This window comes from Paenibacillus sp. 1781tsa1, assembly GCF_024159265.1.
In the GTDB taxonomy this organism is placed as follows: domain Bacteria; phylum Bacillota; class Bacilli; order Paenibacillales; family Paenibacillaceae; genus Paenibacillus.
On the sequence record NZ_JAMYWY010000001.1, the window covers coordinates 7008852 to 7027258 of the forward strand.

Genomic DNA, 18407 nt, shown 5'->3' on the forward strand with positions numbered 1-18407 from the left:
ATTATTTCCAAACTTCTTCTGCAATTTCCTTCACATAACGAAGTTTACGCCATTGTTGTTCTTCCGTTAAAATGTTGCCTTCTTCTGTAGACGAAAAGCCGCATTGTGGGCTCAAACAAAGTTGCTCAAGTGGTACATAGGTTGCCGCCTCTGCAATCCGAGCTTTAATCTGTTCTTTATCCTCTAACTCGCCTGTCTTCGAAGTAAGTAAACCAAGCACGATTTTCAAATCTGTTCGATTCACATATTGTAAAGGCTCGAAGCCACCTGAGCGCTCATCATCAAATTCCAGGAATAATCCATCTACGTTTAAGCCACCAAAGATAACTTCAGAAGCGTACTCGTAACCACCCGTTGAGAAATAATTTGATTTATAGTTACCACGACAAATATGCATCGTCACAACTAAATCCGCCGGTTTATGAGCCAAAGTTTCGTTAATCATTCGCTGCATCGTTTTCAACTCTTCTGCCGGTTCCAGACCTTTGGCACGCAGCTTATCGTGACCAGCTTCTGAGAACAGGTCTGCCCAAGCGGTATCATCTAATTGCAGGTATCGACATCCCGCATCATAAAAAGCTTGAATGGCTTTTTGATACGCCGCAATCGTATCCTGAAGGAATTGCTCTCGGTCCGTATAGATATTGGCTTCATTTTCCAATCGATATAGAAGCATGTTGGGACTTGGAATGGTCTGTTTCGCTACTGCGTCACCTGCATGCTTTTTCAAAAACTCAAAATCCTCAACAAAGGGATGACTCGAGAAATCTACTTTACCAACAACACGAATTCCACCCTTGCGAGTTTGCATATTATGGAATTGAGGTCCATCAATTTCCTCATATAGTTCTACGCCATCCAAGCCGCCCAGAAAATCAAAATGCCACCAGCTTCTGCGGAATTCACCGTCCGTAACTGCCAATACGCCATTTTCCTTTTGCTTTTCAACAATTCGAATAATCTCTTGATCTTCCACAGCTCTTAATTCTTCATATGTGATGTTGCCTGATTTATATTGTTCACGTGCCTGGCTTAAGTTTGCAGGGCGTAGAAAGCTGCCTACATGATCATTACGAAAAGGTATCATAAGTATTTCTCCTTCTAACTTTTTATTCTAATGAGTATAGCATGGTCAAAAGGAATGCCTGTTATATGAAAAAAACATGGCTGGTTATAGCTTTTAACAATATCTAAAGTTTCGAAAAACAAAAAAACCACAACCTCATAGGGTAATGATGTGGCTTACCTTATATCAGTAACCTTTAGCCCGACACCTGAATTCCTATCTCTCCCAATACATTTATTTTCTAGTATAATAACGAGATACAACAAACATTTTTAAATAGAAGGAGAGTTGATATGGAATATCATGTATCTAACCATGGGAATGATCAAGGAACAGGAACAGCAGATCAACCCCTGCGTACCATATCACGCGCTGCGGCTCATGCCATGGCTGGTGATACCGTTATTGTTCATGCGGGAGTTTACAGGGAATGGGTTAACCCTTCTAATGGGGGAACAGCGGAGCATAGAATCGTATATCGATCCGCGGGAGACGGGGAAGTCGTAATAACAGGAGCTGAGCGGATTACCAACTGGAAGTCTGAAGGAGACCATGTTTGGAGCACAGAAGTGCTCAATTCCATCTTTTCCGTCCGTAATCCCTTTGAGGTGGAGCTCAGTGGAGACTGGTTGTTTGACGGACACTTCCCAATTCATCTCGGTGATGTCTATTTGGATGGCAAATCATTATATGAATGCGATAGTATTGAAAGCGTTAACAACCCTGAGGTTTGGCCCGAAGCCAAGTATCCCAAGGATTCACTGTTAAAATGGTATGCCGAGGTTGGTTCTACGACAACCAAAATCTGGGCCAATTTTGGCGGAAAAGATCCTCGTAAGGAAAATGTAGAAATTAATGTACGTCCTTATTGCTTCTGGCCTGAAAAACCAGGTCTGGACTACATTACCGTAAGCGGTTTCACTCTTCGTCAAGCTTCCCCCCAATGGGCACCACCTACGGACTATCAGGAAGGTTTAATTGGTCCTCACTGGAGCAAGGGCTGGATTATTGAAAACAATATCATCAGTGAATCCAAATGCGTTGGTATTAGCCTGGGTACCGAAATCGGTACAGGGCACACCAAGTCTTTGGAGAAGCATAGTAAAGGTGGTACTCAACGCGAGCAGGAAGTTATTTTACAAGCATTACGCTCCGGCTGGCATAAAGATAACATCGGCAGTCACACAGTTCGAGGTAATGTGATTCATGATTGTGAACAGGCAGGTATTGTGGGTCATATGGGAGCAGCCTTCAGCCACATTTATCAGAACCGTATTTATAATATTCACCACAAACGACTCAGACACGGTGCCGAAGTAGCGGGAATTAAACTGCATGCTTCACTGGATACTCAAATTAGCGAAAATATAATGTATAGCTGTTACCGTGCGCTTTGGCTGGACTGGCAAGCACAGGGTACTCGCATCAGCCGTAATGTATTTTTTGACAATCTTTCGGAAGACCTCTTCGTTGAGGTTTGCCATGGTCCGTATATGGTTGATCATAATCTATTTCTCTCCCCGATGAATTTCAGAAATATGGCCCAGGGCGGAGCCTTTGCTCATAATTTATTTGCAGGCCGATTTGTCGTTCGTTCCGAGATTACCCGTATCACGCCATATCACTTCCCTCACGAGACAGCCATGGCCGGATACTCCAATATCACGGGAGGCGATGACAGGTATTACAACAATATCTTCTTGGGTGATAACGATGCGAATAAAGAACCTGTTCCTATTACCTTCTTTGAGCATCTTCCCCTTAAATCAAGGGATGAAGTTGGAGAGGACGGGAAGACGGTCATGGACGGGGTTCCGGACAATTCCATATGTTATCTGCATGCTGTGGGACTGGGCGGCTACGATCAACATCCTAATGTGAAAGATAAGAAATGGTGGGAATATACCAAAGAGGAGCTTCTTGAGCTTGGCGATGCGGCGAAGGATTTCTTTATAGGCAATGCCGTTCTTCCGGTGGCTATGGGTGGCAATGTATTTCTTAACGATGCGGTTCCAAGTACTCATGAATCCGATGCAAAGATATATACTCAGAAGGATATAATCGTTGAGATTGATCCTGCAGTAGGTAAGGTGCACATTCAGATCCATGATCCCGAATTGCTTCGGGGTACCTCTGAAATGTTAGTTACCACGGATCTGCTTGGAAAGACTTATCACGCCAACATGAAATTTGAGGAGCCGGACAGCAGTCCATATCATTTTGACTCCGATTTCTTCGGAACAAAGAGACCCGATGCAGATGTTACACCTGGTCCCTTCGAGTTAATCAGAAATAGTAGTGTTGAGTTTGAGATTTAGTTTATTATTGAGGGTCCTGTCATTTCAGGTGATTGAATATTTTTGGGTAAATCCGCTATTCCGCTGTTACTTGTGGCACGGTTTAGCTTAACGGGGTGGTTATGTATGGCTGAGTACAAAGATAACAGGAATTTTAACTTTCTATTACAACACCTAGAATATCATAACACCTACAAAAAGACGTTCAATAATGAGGAAGAAAAAAGGAAGAAACTCATTCATTTTATAATTGATCGTCCCGGCCGCGTCGCAGGGAATCCCCCCGCTGCTCAGGGTACGATTACTTTTCTCGGGAGGGCGATGGTCGATGAGGGATGCTGCGGAGGGTCAGCAAGAGCACATTGTGATGCTGCCATTGTTCTCCACGACGGACAGGAACGGACGGATGACTACGCTTCAGCCGGGACGACTCATAGGACGTGTGGCTCCACTGCTGCCGTGGTTGCTCACATCCGCTGTACTGTGGGCACTAACAGGCTCCGTGCCGTTCGGCGCCCTGCTCGGCCTAGCACCTACACCGGCGATTAGCATATTCCTCAGTCATCCAGTCACTGTGAGCGTCGCCGTGGTGCTGCTCTTCCTCTCGATCGGTGTGACAAGCCGATTGTACTCAAGTGCAGTCGATCAGTTTGGACAGATCAGGATAGCTGGTCTGTTCGGGTCGCTAGGAGTCACAGGAGGACTCACCGTAATCGCGGGAGCCCTCCTGCAATGGACGCTAACAAGCAATCCATCGCGCCCCTTCGATCTCAAGGCAATAGCGACGTCGCCGACGATCCCAAAAGAGGTCGGCGCCGTCGTCGGAGCTGCCTTCGCTCTCTGGGCCGCCATCGCACTCCTGCGGTTGCCCGGCTCTATAACTCACGCCCGGCGGCGTCAGGCGGACATCGAGCGACTCCGCGTGGAGGGTTCGTCATATACCGGGACGTTGACCGCCGTGAATTTTACTAACAGTTGGCTCTTTAATTTTCCGATGTTCACGGTTGAGGTAAATTATATCGTTGACGGTGCTCCTCGTGTCGTCTCAGCACACATGCGCACCAGCGAGGACCGCGTTCCCGTCGTCGGGTCGCGAATGATTGTGCTGACCGATGAACTCGGAACCACCCATGTAGGGCTGGATCTGGCGAGTGGAGCGGCATTTGAGCCGGACGTGGGTAAGTACGCCCCGTCGGACGGTTGATTTTGAGGCCCTTGTGGTAACATGGTTAATTGTACAGAAGGAGCGCATTTAGCGTTCCTTCTGTAGCTGGCAGTTGTAAATCATTGCCGCTGCCGCAACCTCATTCTGGAAATCACGGCTTCTATGACGAGCAGATTAGGAATCCAACAAACCCAAGCGACAACCCGAAACGCCGCCTCGAAATCGCCAAGCAGAAGATTCAGCGGCGCTAACCAGATTCGAAGCGTGACCGCTGCAAAAGTAAGCGCATAACTGCGAAGCATCCATGCTTTATGAGCTTGGATGTCTTTCGCCATAATTTTTCTCGTTGCAATAAGCGTCGTCGCAACCCACAATACATCGAGCGACATGAACCCAAGCCCGGCAATCCAACCTCCCGTGGCAAAAAGGGATAAATAAACACTCACGATCCCACTAACTGTAATCGAAAGAACATATCCATACCCCAGTAGGCGATGCCAACGTTTCCTATCATTCGTTGGCTTCATAAATAGTTGAAAGGGTCCTATGATCAAGGCAAATATCGCGGTAACAATATGGATGTATAGTACATATAACCATGGTTTGAGTTCAAAATTCGGCTTTTGCAATTTGAAAGAGACAAGTCCTGCATCACTAGCTTTAAGCACGCCATACTGAACAATTGCGTATCCGGCAATCGAAAATGCAAGAATGAGAACGAGTGCCCGAATCATCTTATTTCCCATTAGAATTATCCTCCTCCGTTGATGCACCGTGAAGCTGTTGTCCCTTTAAACCCTATAGTGGCTATAGAGTCAATACCGATCTTCTCGATTAAGGCATCGGCCAGAAAGGGACATACAAATTCAACGCTTGTCGTGGTCAAGTTTCCTGCCGTACTTTTGGTGCAAACGGATCTTCGCGTCCTCCCAGCTTTACAGTTAGAAATAATACCCCTTCCGAATATCATCTAAAAGGGTAGGATGTACTGGTTTCCATCCTAAACGCTGCTGCGTCAACGCACTGGACGCCGGATTATCCGTTTTCGTGAAGGGTGCAAGCCATCCGAAATGTTTACCTGCTTCTTCAACCCCAATACCTTGGACCGGCAAGTTCAAATGGAGGCCCAAAGCCGTGGCGATCTCTTGAAATGGAATGCCCTCTTCGCTCACTGCATGAAACCGGGACCCTGCCGGAGCATGTTCTAAGGCGAGTCTAAAAAGGCGCGCCGCATCCAGTAGATGCACGGATGGCCAACGGTTGTTACCGGAGCCTGTATAGGCGGAGAACCCCTTCTTGCGAGCGATGTCCACCAGATTTGGGAACAAGCCCGTCTTATCGCCTTCACCGTGTACGATCGGTGGGAGGCGTACAATCGAGGAACGTATCCCACGATTCGCCAAGTCTAGGGTGGTATGTTCTGAAATGATGCGTAATCCACCTTGCGATTGAGGATCCCCAGCGCTGGCCTCCGATCCGAGACGACCGGGAGTAAGCGTCATCGTAGGCATCGCGACGACAAGCGCCCGGTCACCGGCGGGTAAGGAGGTGCCAAGTGTCTCGATGGCTCGCCTATCGGTCTCAATTGCAGCCTTCATAAATCGCATCACTACATGACGAGGATTCCCTCCGAATAAAACCCTAAGCCGAGTTGGAAGGCCCGCATGCGAGAACTTGTGGAAGAAGGCCAAATGAATGACCCCGTCTACTGCAGCAGCCACTTTGCGCAAGCCTGCTAAATCCTCAATCGAACCGACTTGAACCTGGGCACCCAGTGCCGTAAGCCGTTTGCCGGCTTTTTCAGAACGGGCAAGACCAACCACTTGATGACCGGCATCCAGCAGTTCGCGAACGACCGCCCCTCCGATGAATCCTGTCGCCCCTGTAACCAATACACGCATTTTCAGAAATCCCCTTTTCTATCGTTAGGATGTTTACTCTTAGTATAGGGGATTGACTACTGCGGTCTTTGCCTTTTCCATCGGAGTTTTTGCCTGATTCAACAGATTCCGCCGCTTAAAAAGGAAAAATCCGCTAGGCTCTATGCCCGCGGAAATTTGAAAAGCCGTTTACATGTGCGTTTCACTTCAACTTTTGCTGGTCCTGACGCCACCTTGTGATATCTCTAGTTGGAGGGCACCCAAAAAATCGGCTGTAATCGCGGCTAAATTGGGAATCACTCAAATAGCCTACACGCCGGCTCGCCGTAGTTGCGTCAATGGAGCTGGATAACATTAGACGCCTCGCCTCTTGCAGGCGCAGCACCTTTTGATATTGCAGAGGGCTCATCGCAGTAGCCGATCTGAAATACTCGCGAAACGACGATTCGCTCATATGGACCAGCTCCGCCAAATCCGCTACTTTCCACGGCTGAGAAAAGTTATTTTGGAGCCAATCAATCGCTTTTGCAACCTGCTGCATGCCCGATTCCGCCAGAACAGTCTCGGCAACATAAACACCGATTGGGCTACGGAGGATGCGGATATAAATCTCGTCTTTCACCAATGGAGCCAGCATTTGAGCATCATCGGGAGAGGACAGGCAAGCCATCAATCTTGCAGCGGCGTTCATCATGGCCAAGTCTGCTTCTATGACGTAGCACGCACTGCGATTGCGAACCTCCGGTAAACCATTAGGAAATACCATCGGCAGCAACGAAGCAATCCTTTGCGGATCGAGGTATAGACCTATCCCCAAGAACGGTATTTGGTGACTGGCCTGCATGATTTTCATCGCAACAGGCAAGGCAACGGGGGCAATATACACTCGCGAAGCACCATACTCATAAGCATCCTTGCCTACGGTAATTCGCTTTTTCCCTTGCGCTGCAATGCAGATTACCGGGGATAACATAGTGTGAACATCATCCGCCGCTTCTACTTGCGAATATCGATTCACATACAGACCATGGATCGGTGAAGCATAGGTCCCATCCTGCGAAGTATGCTTGTAAATCAAAGTTGCCAACCGAGCTGCCTCACTATCTAGCGCTGAATTGGCATCATCTAATACAGATACATCCTCATATTTATAGTAATTGTCCATGTTCACAAGCAACTTCCTCCCCCTCAGATGTAACAGGATGATAGGCATGTTCATGATACCAAAGGCGCATCCAGAAAGCTTAAGCATTAAAGTTAAATTAGCATGGATATCTCAAGTCTACCCTTCTGCAAGTCCGAGGGGATTCCCTGCTACCACGAAGCGGACAGCATTTCTCGCTATCACCTCCCAATGTGCTTTACTTGTGGTACGGTTCCCCCCGATTTATCTTCACCGCGCGATAAATCTGCTCCACCAATACCAGCCGCATAAGCTGATGCGGCAGGGTCATGCGCCCGAAGCTCAAGCGCTGCTTCGCACGGCGCAACACCTCATCGGAGAGCCCGTGGCTTCCTCCGATGACAAACACGACATGGCTCGTCCCATATGTGCCGAGCTTGTCGATCTCCAATGCCAGCTCCTCAGAACTCCAGAGCTGGCCATCCAGTGCGAGCGCGACAACATGCGCCTCGCTCTTCACATGCGCGAGGATGCGTTCGCCCTCGCGCTCCTTTACCGCCCGAACCTCAGCTTCGCTCAGGGTATCGGGCGCCTTTTCGTCTGCGACCTCGATCATCTGAAACTTGATGTACGGGGCGAGCCGCTTGGCATATTCCTGAATGCCCAGCGTCAGATATTTTTCCTTCAATTTGCCTACGCCGATAATCTGAATAAACACGAAAAATCATTCCTCCTAAATTGTCTTGCTTGCGCAATATTCTATAAGTAAGATGCTTTCAAAGCATCTCGTTTGTCACAACTGTATTACCTATACTACACATTTCTCAAATTCTAACGAATCACACACACCTTATTCAGCCTCATTTCGGCTACTTTAAAATCTAACGAATCTGAAACACGCTATCTCAGTCAAAACTATCTTTCCCCTCCTCTTTTGAGACCATTTCAGCAATATAACGTGTCTACGATTCGTTAGATTTCAACTAGGTGGTGTTTGCCTCAAATAAGGTGCGTCAGGTTCGTTAGCGGCGCTACTCGACCAATCCACACCCAAGTCCTTACCCACATCGCTGTTACCCAACGTAACCTTCCCCCATGCCCGTACTTCCATTTCTATTACCCACGCACCTTGCACGTCTGCTACAACCTTACTCACTCCCAATTCGGAACTCGACACCTACCTACCTGAATCTTCTCCTACTCTCCCCATCTCCACCTTCATCCCCCACAACCCTTGCCCAACTCCAAGCTGCCTACCAACAATCACACCAATTCCTCCACAAACACAAAAAGAGCGCTCATCACGCTCTCCTTGGCTTCTTGCTGTGATGTTCATACCGGATGGAAAGTCAGCCCGAAGCGCCACCTTAAGTCACGCGTTCAGCCGTCTAAGTCCTACAGTACGCTAAACGACGAGGAATTCCGCGTGCTGTTCGCACTCGGCGCACTTCGCAGGCGGGTCCCAATCGGCAAATTCCGTCTCCTTCAGATCAACGATATCTGGAGCGTCCTCATACTCATCGACAAACATGTCGATGGCAATGTCCACGTGTTCTTTGCATACAACGTACATCCGTTAAGCATCCTTTCTGTAACCAGCTATGTTCCCGATTCACAACCGCGTATCCTATTACAGGATAGCCACTTCTCAGTTCTATCACACCTGCCACCGAAAAGAAACCCCCAGTCCTAATTTATCGTGCCCAACATCTCCCAAACCCCTCCGTACGCCGTAAAAGAACACCAAAAGCATCCTTCCCGATACCTCCACGGTACCACGAAAAGAATGCTCCTGTAACAGTAACAATCACTTCATATAGCGAATGAATCCTGCGCCTACGCCTGAATTGCGAAAACAGAGTTACGTATTCCCCTATTCTGTTCCATTCCATTCTAGGAATAGCCTCTAACCCATACTCTTTTACTTCAATCCCGACTGTGCCTTCGTCAACAGCTTGCCACCTTGAAAAGCAATAACCGCATTGGCACCATTGCCGGCTGTGCCTTTATAGTTGTAGACCACCATATTCTCCGCTTCACTCAGCGCTTCACCTTCGCCGCCGAGGATCTCGATGACATCTTCTACAGACATGCCAACCTCAAGCTTCTCATACTGGGCAAACGTAATCAGCACCCCATCGCCTTTCCCGGCCGATCCGTTGTTTCCTGATGCTACAGGCGTTTGACCACTAGCCTCGCCTACCGCAATCATATTTGTGCTTAACTCATTCAACTTGGTCTCAAGTGCTGCGATCTTTTGCTCCTGTTCAACGCTCTTGGCTCCCTGTTCCACTAATTTCTTCTCAAGCCCAGCAATTTTCTCTTGCAGAGCACTTGTATCCACCGATGCTCCTGTCGTAGCAACCTCAGATCCACAGGCAGATAGCACAAACAGGGACAGCGCCAAGCTCGTTCCCCCAAGCATCTTTTTCCTCAATCGTTTCATTATAAATACCCCTTCCATTCTGAAATAAAAATGTGATCGACAAAGAGATGTTATTTGCATCAGCGACCGTCCGAACATATTGACAACAGTTTACCACAGCCCAAGTCTGATGTATCTGCTCCTTTCGCTCCGGGTCTAACTGATCATGGTTACATAAAAATGGTTAATCTACTCATTTACTGTCGAATGAATACGTCCACCCATAGCATAATACTGAACCAACAACTAAAAAAGAGTGGTCAGTTGATCTGATCACTCTTCTAGCTTTCCTTATTTCAATCCAAGCAAAAGTATAGGCTTCCTTGATCTTCCCTTACTCCGGTTTATCCGTCAACTTCACGGATACTTTCTCCGCTTTGCCATCCCGGTAGAAGGTCACTTCTATCGTATCCCCAATTTTCTTCTGATCGTACAGATATTTCCGCAGATCCAGCGTGGAGGTAATTTTCTGCCCATCAAATTCCGTAATGACATCATTCAGCTTCATACCTGCTTCAGATGCCGGACCGGATGCTTCCAGCACAACCACACCGCTGTCCACGTGAGATGGCAGCTTCAGATCCTTGCGTTGCTCGTCATCCAGTGGTGCATAAGGGTTGCTCAGATCGACCGTGTACACGCCCAGGTATGGACGAGATACTTTGCCGTTCAAGAGCAGGGAATCTACCGTTTTCATCACTTCGTTCATCGGAATCGCGAAGCCGAGACCTTCAACACCCGTATCTGAGATCTTCATCGTGTTGATGCCGACCACTTTACCATTAAGATCGACCAGAGCACCGCCGCTATTGCCTTCGTTAATCGCCGCATCCGTCTGGATCACGTTTTGCTCCCAGTCGTATACCCCATCCTGATTAATCGATACAGGCAGAATACGATCCGTGTAACTGACAATACCGGAGGTCAGCGTACCGCCCAGACCGAGCGGGTTTCCGATCGCCAGCACCGTTTGACCGCGCTGAAGTTTGCTGGAATCACCGATCTCCGCCACTGCACCCAACCCTTTATCTTCTGCGGATAATACAGCAATGTCGCTCACACGGTCCTTACCAACCAGCTTCGCTTTATGTGTCTCCCCATCCACAGTCACGATCTCCAGATCACTCGCACCTTCCACAACGTGGTGGTTGGTCATAATGTAGGCCTTGCCATCTTCCTTCTTGAAAATGACCCCTGAGCCAAGCGCGGAATCTTCCATCGACAGGCTGCTGCCCGTTTTATGGTTCACGATGCTCACCACGGAAGGACGTACCTTCGCCGCTGCCTGGATAATCCGGTCGTATGGATCAGCTGCCTGCGCTGTCTGTGCACCGCCTCCACCACCATTACCTGTAGCATTAGCCAGCGGTAACGATGTGGGCTGTGTGATGAAGCTAAACAGCATGACGGTCACGATGGAGCTGATCACCGAGCTAATCACAGCTACTTTCACTGTGGAGCTGATTCCCATACGCGATCTGCGCGGATTGCTCCAGCGGTCACGTCCACGTGCTCTGCCTCCAGGGCGGATGATCTGAAGTTTGCCTTTCTGTTCAGGTTCGGCGCGTCTTGATACTTTGGTTGAATAAAAATCGTCTCCAAACAATCCCATCGTGATCCTCTCCCCTTCGTTGTCACGCATCAAGACCCTGACTGCCGCCTAAGTTGTCGCATGGTTCAACGATGGAGTTCTCACATACACCACTCCGCCAACAGACGAACCTTCCGATCGCTGTTACTCACAAATTTTTTTGATCCCCTCTTTCAAGGTAAAAATTTGTTCCTAAAGGCGAACACTTTGTTTCTTCAGGTTTCTTCTGTCGTCTTCGTTACGTGAAGACTCCAACGGTTTCCCATGCTTTTTTGCATTTTTATAAAATGGTCTAGCATATCGCCGCATCCCGGCATCAAATCAAGATACAGCGTCTATGTACAACAGAACGGACACGCCATTCTGTCAGTGACTCTATCAATCATGCTCTCGCATTCTATGACATGCCATTTCACACGCAAAACAGCCAAAATCACAATGCTCCTCATATACTAAACACATCAAATCTCAAAAAGTTGCATATTTACGTAAATTAACGCACATTTCCGCTATAACGCGCTTAACAATAAAGGTCCATAGTATCTATCACCACAAAATCCGGTCCGCTAAGCGCGATTTTGGTAAATATGAAGAACTTTTTCATCCTTGTATAGTCACAGGTTCAGCATACACGCCTTATCACACAAATTATAGCGGCAAAAAGAGGAATGTTTTCCACCCAGCCTGACTACAATAATAGTAAAAGACAATTCGAAGCTTCATAGAGGAGGAAGTATACATGGATCGCACGCGTACACTCACAGCCATGGACGAAGTTCATATGGCGGCCAAGCTGGCCGATCTCAAGGAAGAACACTATCGTAATACCCTTGCACTGAGTACCATCATCGAACTGCTTATTGATAAAGGCATTCTAACCCGCGAGGAAGTCGAGCGCAAAGCCGCCGAACTGGACAGCTTTATGGCTCACCTACCCTATCCCATGGCGTAGGACGGTCATAATACGTATCACAGAGTTTGAACTCATGATCCCGATAAAAACATCCACGGCTCTCCATCGCGTCGCGCACCGACATTTTCGCCAAGTCCATCATATTATGATCTCGGCTAAGATGTGCCAGATACGTGCGCTTGATGCGTCCGTTCATCAGTTCACTAAGCGCTGCCCCTGCCGCTTCGTTCGACAAATGCCCAATGTCGCTCAAAATCCGGCGCTTGGTGTTCCATGGATAACGCCCCATACGCAGCAATTCGACATCATGATTCGCCTCCAGCACCAGCACGTCAGAATCTGCGATCGCATCGCGAACCTTGTCGCTCATGTACCCGAGATCCGTTGCAACAGACAGCTTCTCCGTACCATCATCGAATGTGTACCCTACCGGCTCAGCCGCATCATGCGAGATCCCGAAGGATTCCACGCGCAGTGACCCAAAATCATGTTTTTCACCTGTCTCAAATACCCTCCGGTTTTCCTCTGGAATCGCCCCAACCGACTTCTCCAGTGCCGCCCACGTATTCAGATTCGCGTAGATTGGTAAATTATATTTCCGAGACATCGCGCCTAGTCCTTTAATGTGATCGGAATGTTCATGTGTAACCAGAATCCCGTCCAGTTCTGCCCCAGAAATCTCCCTTTCCTGAAACAGTGCATCCAATCGCTTCGCACTAAGACCCGCATCAATCATGAGAGAGGTCCCCCCATGCTGTATGACCGTGGCATTACCTGTCGAACCGCTGGATAACACGGTAAAATATATCCCCATAACGCATTACTCCCCTGGTTTGTCTGTCTTGGGACTGAATACATCCCCACTGATGCCCTGCACGTACAACACTTCGCCACTTTCCAGCACGAACCGCCATGCCGGCATCGCTACCTGTATATCTGAATTGAACAACTGGCCGTAGTAGCCCAGCTGAATATCTTTGACAATTGCATCATTTGGCAAAAAGTTCTCGATCAGCGTTCCCAGCGCCTTCGACGCCGGAAGCACCTGCTGATCGCTCTCCTCTGCGGTTGTAATTCGCACCGGAGTCTGACGGTAACCCTTTATTTTCTGGTCGCTGTAGAACAACTCCAGACTCACATTGAAGAGCGGCCATTTGCCATCCACCAGTGGGTGAAGCACAAAAGCCCCATCCTCGGCCATCAGCTGATCCAGCCGGTATGTCCCGATCTGTGGAATCTCTCGCTGTAATGCATCTTCCAGCTCACTCTGCGAGAAAATCAGCTTGCTATCTACAGGCTGTTCCAGCTCCATATCAACACCTGCCTTGTCCTCTTCAATGAACTCATAGGACAACTTCGGCAACTTCGGCGTTTCATTTGGAATCGGAGCCAGCACCTGAATGCCCTTCTCTTCCATCGCCTGCTGTGTATTGTCTGCCAGTGAGGTGAAGTCCAGATTGGCTCCGGCCGTCTCCCGCGCATCCATCCAGATCTGGTATCCCAGCACCAGATTGAGCAGCAGAAAGGCATAGATCAACACATTTTTGGCCCGTCCCCAATCCAAAACTTTCACCTCCCTCAGTTAGCTGGCTAAAATACTTTCAAACCCTCTTGGAAAATTGATCTCTATCCATGTTGCCTGCTTGCTAACGAACTCCACACGCCTTATTTGCCCTATTTTCCACAAGTCTGTAATCTAACGAATCTGAGAGAAGTTATTTCTATCATTTGTAGGCATTTCATCGGTTTTCACTCGTTTTCTGCCGGAATAACGTCGCTGAGATTCGTTAGATTTTGCATTTAAGGCTAATTCAGCATTTAAGGCGTGTCAGATTCGTTAGCCGTTAGACCGATGCCCAAGGGAAACTATCATCCCCCTTAGGCAGTTCACATCTATAGACCAGAAGGTTATTCTGCACTCGTAGTGATAAAGTACAGCTACTCTTCAGTTTAATGACTATAATGCATCAAGATACGGTAGTCTCCTCACCATTTCCGAAGCGAATAACCCATACCGGAATCAGCTTTAGTCCGTCTTCAATCGTAGAAGGACGATACGCTGGATATACATCCACGACCTGGCGATTCTCACCGGCTACTTTCTGAATAAGAGCCTTCAGCTTGTCTCCGCCAGGCAGTTTGACCGATTTCTTGGTCTCTGCACCTTCGTTCAGGTATTCCAGCGATCGTTCATAACTGGATACCGTCTCCTGCTGCATCTCCATACTGATCGTGCCGAAGCGGAACTGCATGGAATCCATAATCGGATAGCTGCCGTAATACTGCTGGAATTCAAGCCGTGTTTTGCTGTCCGCGGTCCCCAGCATCATGCGTGACCGGCCTTTCCAACCCCCGTGCTGATTCACAAAATCAACAGCAGACAACGCATCCTTCGCAGGATCAATCTGTCCCGCAGGCGGTGCCGCCGGATCGGTGTAACTGATCCAGCGCTGTTCCTGTTTTACCTGTAGACTACGTTTACTGTCGGTGTAAATCTCAGACCCGTCTTTTTCCCGGATGTTCCGGGTCATACTTGGATCGAAGAACAGACTGCGCTGCATCTGCTCAACAGTGAACTGACCTGTTGGCACATCCGCCTCAATCGTCTCCAGAGGTTCCGCCGGGATATAATAACCGCCATCCATCAAGGTATATGGCGTCCAGTTCGTACCGAAGTCAACATGCTGCTGTACGTCTTGTACTGTAAGGTCAGCCTGCGTTGCTTCGTATACCACATCTCCCTTGGCGCTGAAGAACAGCGCATGGGCTTTCGTTTCATTTTTAGCCGTATAGATCGAGATTCGGTTAATGGTCTCCCCTTGGAATAAGGAATCCGTCCCGAGCCTCATTACCCGCTGCAACAATGCTACGGGAATCCCTTCTTTGAACGATAGCTCAAACCCAGGGTTCTCCTTGCGAATCTGATCCCAATTCACCGATTGCACGCTACGGCGCTGAAAATCATCGAACGCCCGCCCCTGCAACCTTGAATAGATCAACTGATAGAACGTATTGCCAGGGTAAAACACCGTATGTTTATCTTCGCCCAGATGAATAATCATCTGATCGGGGAAGATCAATTCTTCAATATTGCGTTCCTGACCCATATTTTCCGTCTTCACATAGTTCGTCTCTGACGTCACAATGGAATCCCCGCCTCCGGGCAAACGATAGATTAGAAAATAACTCTGAACCAGACTGGCTACAACAAGGGCAGCAAGCACCAAGGATTTAATCCGTTCCTTCAAGGTGCTCACCCCCTTTCTCACGCATCGGCAGTGTGAACGTTACTGTCGTTCCTACATCTACTTCGGACTCCAGAGAGATGCTGCCATCATGTGCCTTCACAATTTCCCGGGCAATGGACAGACCTAGCCCTGTGCCTCCCATACTGCGGGAACGAGCCTTGTCCACCCGATAAAACCGCTCAAAAATGCGATCCAAATCGCGCTGTGGGATACCCATTCCAGTATCCGATACCGAGATGGCAAGTGCATGTTCATCACTGCGTCTAGCTGCAATCGTAATGGTGCCGCCTTCCAATGTATATTTCAGCGCATTGGACACGACATTATCCAGCACCTGATCAATCTGGTCGCGATCCAGTGGGACAGCTGGAATATCATTCTCCACAGATAGTACAGGTTGAATATCCTTCTGGTGCATTTGGAACGAGAAGCGATCTGTCACTTCCTCCAGCATTTCCAGAATGTCGGTTGGTTGTTTCCGCAGCAAAGCCTCTTTGGAATCCAGCCGCGATAAATGTAGCAGATCCGTAACCAGTCGTATCATTCGCTCCGTCTCGTTCTGAATAACACCAACAAAACGACCGGCAAGCTGCGGGTCTTCCAGTGCACCATCATCCAGCGCTTCCGCGTAACTCTTGATCGTAGTCAATGGTGTACGCAGTTCATGGGATACATTAGCCACGAATTCACGCCGGGATGCCTCAAGCTCTTCCTGCTCGGTAACGTCCTGAAGTACGGCAATAGTTCCCGTGATCCCCCGTTCACGCCGATGAACAGGTGTGAACGTCATCCGAATGACCACAGGCTCTTCTTGTCCTGCGGGTGCAATCTGAAGCAGCGTAGAACCTGTGAACCCACTCGCGAGAGCTTCCGCATCCTCCGGATCAATGCCGAGTAATATGGCAAAATGTCTTCCTTCAATATCCGCAGGATGCATACCCAGTATGCTGCTGGCACGACGGTTTACGAGAATGACTTTCCCGTACTCATCCGTAGCTACCACACCATCACTCATATTGGTCAGAATGGAAGTCAGTTTCTCCTTCTCCTCTTCATTCTGGGAGAGTGCATCCCGAAGTCTGCTGGTCATATAGTTAAAAGCCCGACTGAGCTGACCAATCTCATCCGTGCCGAATACAGGTGTCTGCTGATCAAAGTTACCCTCTGCGACCGCTGTCGCTCTCCGAGTGACTTCTTTAATCGGCTGCGTGATCGTATGGGACAGGATCACGCCAAGCACTGCCGTTAACACTAAGGCAATCAGGATACCGGAGATGAAGATTTTGTTGATTCCCTCCATCGTAGAATACAGCTCGTTCATGGATGCTGCGATGTAGACCGCACCAATGATTTTGCCGCCAGACAGCACAGGCTTGGCGACAACTTTTTTGCGAACATTATCCTCATCCACGATATATTCCTCATTGTCCCGAATGCCTTGCAACGCACGGCTAACAACGGTCTGGGTGTTTTTGCGCCCCACATAGTCTGAATGTGAACTTAGCGAGGTCGTCAGTACTTTTCCGCTGGCATCCAGTACCTGAATCTCGGCACCGTTAATGTTGAACAGGTTATTCACCAGCACACGCAGATTTTCCGTTTTGTCCTCGCCAGCCTCTGCTTCTCCGCCCGCCATCGTCTCTCCTACGAGAACTGACAGCATCTCCGCACGCGCCTGCAAGTCTTCTGTAAAGTTGCTCGTTAGCGAGTTCTTCATCGCGCTCACAAAATAAACGCCGATCAATTGCATCGCAATCAGAATCAGCAGTACATAGATAATAATCAATTTCGCCTGAATCGTTCGAAAGAACGAGAATCGCGCGAATCGGCCCATTATATCCCCACGCTTTTGGCACTGCGCACGAGATAACCAAGCCCGCGGCGTGTCAGAATCGTTTCCGGTTTGCTCGGATTCTCCTCAATCTTCTCACGCAGACGACGGATCGTGACATCCACAGTACGTACATCGCCGAAATATTCATATCCCCATACCGCTTGCAGCAGATGTTCCCGTGTCATAACCTTGCCGGAGTGCTTCGCCATATAATAGAGAAGTTCGTACTCACGGTGGGTCAGATCGAGCGGTTCCCCGCCCTTGTAAGCCGTATACATGTCCATATCAAACGCCAGATCAAATAGCCGCATGACCTGCTTTTCCTCATCTTCCGGCGCTTCTGCCGTAATCGCGAGCTTTTGCCGTCTGCGCATCTGTGCCTTCACCCGTGCAAGCAACTCACGCGTACTGAACGGCTTGGTCACGTAATCATCCGCACCCAATTCCAACCCGAGTACCTTGTCGATCTCGCCATCCTTGGCGGTAAGCATAATGATCGGCATCTCCAGATGAGCACGTACCTCACGACATACATCCATACCGTCCTTGCCCGGCAGCATCAGATCCAGCAGCATCAGATCCGGTTTTTCGGATAACGCCAGTTCAACCGCACGAATGCCATCAAATGCACAGATGACCTCGTACCCCTCTTTTTCCAAATTAAACTTTAGAATGTCTGCGATGGGCTGTTCATCGTCCACCACCAAAATCTTCCCCTGCATCGGCTGAATTCACCCCTATATCCTGCTTAATCCGCATTAGCGTCTATATCTATCTTCTATGTTCAGCTTGTACCAAAGCCTGGTTGATTGATTCCTCTAGCTTGTTGTATATACTCTCTAGTTTAACATACCTGAAGCACCGT

Annotated in this window: 16 protein-coding genes; 3 read left to right on the forward strand and 13 right to left on the reverse strand. The window is 48.7% G+C overall.

Annotation, left to right across the window (positions count from 1 at the left end):
* Position 1 precedes the first annotated feature (1 nt).
* The gene (locus NKT06_RS31270; RefSeq protein ID WP_253442224.1) at positions 2 to 1087 is read right to left on the reverse strand and encodes a 5-methyltetrahydropteroyltriglutamate--homocysteine S-methyltransferase; all 1086 of its coding nucleotides are present in this window, start codon (positions 1085 to 1087) and stop codon (positions 2 to 4) included.
* A gap of 272 nt (positions 1088 to 1359) precedes the next feature.
* On the opposite strand from NKT06_RS31270, the gene NKT06_RS31275 reads away from it, so the two are divergent.
* Positions 1360 to 3384 carry a right-handed parallel beta-helix repeat-containing protein gene (locus NKT06_RS31275; protein WP_253442229.1) on the forward strand — a complete coding sequence of 675 codons (2025 nt, stop codon included), beginning with the start codon at positions 1360 to 1362 and terminating at the stop codon, positions 3382 to 3384.
* A gap of 307 nt (positions 3385 to 3691) precedes the next feature.
* Positions 3692 to 4567, forward strand: coding sequence for a hypothetical protein (locus NKT06_RS31280; RefSeq protein WP_253442231.1), 876 nt, complete (start codon positions 3692 to 3694; stop codon positions 4565 to 4567).
* Between the two features lie 80 nt (positions 4568 to 4647).
* Here the strand turns inward: NKT06_RS31280 and NKT06_RS31285 are convergent, their stop codons facing one another.
* From NKT06_RS31285 to NKT06_RS31315, 7 genes are all read right to left on the reverse strand, one after another.
* Positions 4648 to 5274, reverse strand: coding sequence for a DUF2306 domain-containing protein (locus NKT06_RS31285; protein WP_253442233.1), 627 nt, complete (start codon positions 5272 to 5274; stop codon positions 4648 to 4650).
* A 195-nt stretch (positions 5275 to 5469) separates the two neighbouring features.
* Positions 5470 to 6429, reverse strand: a complete 960-nt coding sequence (locus NKT06_RS31290; protein ID WP_253442235.1) for an SDR family oxidoreductase — start codon at positions 6427 to 6429, stop codon at positions 5470 to 5472.
* A gap of 181 nt (positions 6430 to 6610) precedes the next feature.
* Entirely contained in the window at positions 6611 to 7573 is a 963-nt protein-coding gene (locus NKT06_RS31295) for an AraC family transcriptional regulator (RefSeq protein ID WP_253442237.1), read from the reverse strand.
* Positions 7574 to 7769: 196 nt separating this feature from the next.
* Complete coding sequence (gene rlmH / locus NKT06_RS31300; protein WP_017691463.1) at positions 7770 to 8249, reverse strand: 23S rRNA (pseudouridine(1915)-N(3))-methyltransferase RlmH; 480 nt, start codon at positions 8247 to 8249, stop codon at positions 7770 to 7772.
* Between the two features lie 687 nt (positions 8250 to 8936).
* A complete protein-coding gene (locus NKT06_RS31305) occupies positions 8937 to 9104 on the reverse strand; it encodes a CxxH/CxxC protein (RefSeq protein WP_017691462.1) in 168 nt (55 codons plus the stop codon).
* Positions 9105 to 9452: 348 nt separating this feature from the next.
* On the reverse strand, positions 9453 to 9977 hold the full coding sequence (locus NKT06_RS31310) for a hypothetical protein (RefSeq protein ID WP_253442239.1): 525 nt from the start codon (positions 9975 to 9977) through the stop codon (positions 9453 to 9455).
* 313 nt (positions 9978 to 10290) lie between these two features.
* On the reverse strand, positions 10291 to 11568 hold the full coding sequence (locus NKT06_RS31315; RefSeq protein ID WP_253442241.1) for a S1C family serine protease: 1278 nt from the start codon (positions 11566 to 11568) through the stop codon (positions 10291 to 10293).
* A 718-nt stretch (positions 11569 to 12286) separates the two neighbouring features.
* Here NKT06_RS31315 and NKT06_RS31320 point away from each other — a divergent pair.
* Positions 12287 to 12499 (forward strand): hypothetical protein, encoded by a 213-nt coding sequence (locus tag NKT06_RS31320; RefSeq protein ID WP_253442243.1) that lies wholly within the window; start codon positions 12287 to 12289, stop codon positions 12497 to 12499.
* Here the strand turns inward: NKT06_RS31320 and NKT06_RS31325 are convergent.
* The 5 genes from NKT06_RS31325 to yycF all read right to left on the reverse strand — a co-directional run bounded on the left by NKT06_RS31325 (position 12468) and on the right by yycF (position 18264).
* Positions 12468 to 13274 (reverse strand): MBL fold metallo-hydrolase, encoded by an 807-nt coding sequence (locus NKT06_RS31325; RefSeq protein ID WP_091035273.1) that lies wholly within the window; start codon positions 13272 to 13274, stop codon positions 12468 to 12470. The genes NKT06_RS31320 and NKT06_RS31325 overlap by 32 nt on opposite strands.
* A 6-nt stretch (positions 13275 to 13280) precedes the next feature.
* Positions 13281 to 14024 carry a two-component system regulatory protein YycI gene (gene yycI, locus NKT06_RS31330; protein WP_253442245.1) on the reverse strand — a complete coding sequence of 248 codons (744 nt, stop codon included), beginning with the start codon at positions 14022 to 14024 and terminating at the stop codon, positions 13281 to 13283.
* 403 nt (positions 14025 to 14427) lie between these two features.
* Positions 14428 to 15708, reverse strand: coding sequence for a YycH family regulatory protein (locus NKT06_RS31335; RefSeq protein WP_253442252.1), 1281 nt, complete (start codon positions 15706 to 15708; stop codon positions 14428 to 14430).
* Positions 15692 to 17542 (reverse strand): cell wall metabolism sensor histidine kinase WalK, encoded by a 1851-nt coding sequence (walK, locus tag NKT06_RS31340; RefSeq protein WP_253442254.1) that lies wholly within the window; start codon positions 17540 to 17542, stop codon positions 15692 to 15694. Before walK ends, NKT06_RS31335 begins: the two co-directional genes overlap by 17 nt.
* A complete protein-coding gene (yycF, locus tag NKT06_RS31345) occupies positions 17542 to 18264 on the reverse strand; it encodes a response regulator YycF (protein ID WP_074092884.1) in 723 nt (240 codons plus the stop codon). The genes walK and yycF overlap by 1 nt, the downstream gene beginning before the upstream one ends.
* Positions 18265 to 18407 lie beyond the last annotated feature (143 nt).